The sequence below is a fragment of the Streptomyces sp. NTD91 genome, assembly GCF_059510455.1.
In genome coordinates this window covers 1-1111 of record NZ_JCAJZW010000132.1, presented here as the reverse complement: position 1 = coordinate 1111, position 1111 = coordinate 1, and the positions used below count along the sequence as shown (strand labels likewise).

The 1111-nt window shown below is 73.4% G+C and carries 1 protein-coding gene; it reads right to left on the bottom strand.

Translation table 11 applies throughout. From position 1 onward, the window contains the following. Positions 1–221: 221 nt before the first annotated feature. Positions 222–1052, bottom strand: a complete 831-nt coding sequence (locus tag AC5WRT_RS38895; RefSeq protein ID WP_496101098.1) for a phosphatase PAP2 family protein — start codon at positions 1050–1052, stop codon at positions 222–224. Positions 1053–1111: the final 59 nt, after the last annotated feature.

Below are 1111 nucleotides of genomic sequence, written 5' to 3'. Positions count from 1 at the left end.
GCCGGGAGCCGGGAGCCGGGAGCCGGGAGCCGGGAGCCGGGAGCCGGGAGCCGGCACGCGGACGCGGTCCGCGCACTGGCGCCCGGTCGGCCGCCGCCTTGGACGCCTGGATGACGGGCCTGGACGTCCTGGTCACGGCGGCCGTGGTGGCAGAGACGGTGGCCCGTGCGGGTGCGCCGGCTGCCCGCCGTGGCCGCGTGGGGGCGGGTGCAGCGCCTTCGTCAGGGGTGCCCGGCAGTCAGGGAGACGCGGTGAAGCGGCGGGTAGGCCGGACGGCCGGTCAGGAGCCGCTGGACGAGGAAGCCGACCGCGAGGGTGGCGGCTCCGGCGGCCGCGTCGGCGACGAAATGGTTCGCGGTGGCCAGGATGACGGTGAAAGTGGCCGGCGGGTAGCAGGCGCCCAGCACGCGCACCCACGTGCGGCGGGCCAGGAAGGCGAGGGTCAGGCCGGACCAGGCCGACCAGATGATGTGCACCGAGGGCATGGCGGCGTACTGGTTGGACAGTGAGGCCACGTCGCCGGAGGCCCAGGAGCCCCAGGTGTGGTGGACCACCACCGTGTCGATGAAGCCCTGCCCGGCGAGGAAGCGGGGCGGGGCCGTCGCGCACAGGGCGAAGCCGGCCAGGGCCAGCAGGGTCGCCGTGTACAGGGCGGTGCGCACCGAGCGGTAGCGGCCGGGGTGGCGGAGGTACAGCCAGACCAGCACTCCGACGGTGACGATGAAGTGCAGGGTGGCGTAGTAGTAGTTCATCCCGATGATCAGCCAGCCGATCCGGTCGGCGGCGTGGTTGACCGTCAGTTCGATGTTCACGTCCAGTCGCTGTTCGGCGTGCAGGATGACCTGGGCGCGATGCAGCGCGGCGGTGCGATGCGCCGGTACGGCGTTGCGGGTGAGGGTGTACGCCCAGTACAGCACTGCGGTGCAGACCAGCTCCAGCCACAGCCGAGGCCGGTGCAGCGGGCGCAGGCGGCCCGGCAGCAGGGGGCCGATGAGCCGGAGCGAGGACGACTTCCCGGTCGCGAGGCGCGGCGCTTGCTCCGTCTCGGTCATGACCGCGCCTGCTCCTGTGTCTGACCAGGGACCGGAGCCGCTTGCACACTCTCGCCCGG

What these genes read in the sequence shown, in the direction of transcription:
- AC5WRT_RS38895 (WP_496101098.1), bottom strand. Translation starts at nt 1,052, where the DNA reads ATGACCGAGACGGAGCAAGCGCCGCGCCTCGCGACCGGGAAGTCGTCC.